Origin of the sequence: Streptomyces sp. NRRL WC-3549 (genome assembly GCF_000721935.1) — a bacterium.
GTDB lineage: Bacteria > Actinomycetota > Actinomycetes > Streptomycetales > Streptomycetaceae > Streptomyces.
Map to the genome: position 1 here is coordinate 2,758 of NZ_KL585384.1, position 294 is coordinate 3,051.

Genomic DNA, 294 nt, shown 5'->3' on the forward strand with positions numbered 1-294 from the left:
ATGTGTATAAGAGACAGCCTCATGGATCACCGGCGGGCCTCCGGTCTCACATGCTCGCCGTGGACCAGCCGGTGCACCGCCACCTCCGGGGCCAGCCGCGCCGCCTGCCGGACGAACTCGTCACCCGGGGCGTGGAACTCGTGCGGACGGACGCCGTCCATCCCGATCGGCCAGTACGTCCCGTAGTGCACCGGGATCGCTGAGCGCGGCCCCAGAAGCGCCAGCGCGCGTGCGGCCCGGGCCGCGTCCAGGTGGTTGTGGCCCAGGTACGGGCCCCAGCCGCCGACCGGCAGG

At 72.8% G+C, this 294-nt stretch carries 1 pseudogene; it reads right to left on the reverse strand.

Annotated features, from left to right (window positions below):
• Window positions 1-26 precede the first annotated feature (26 nt).
• Window positions 27-294: pseudogene (locus IH13_RS0103355) on the reverse strand (MBL fold metallo-hydrolase); the annotation flags it as partial.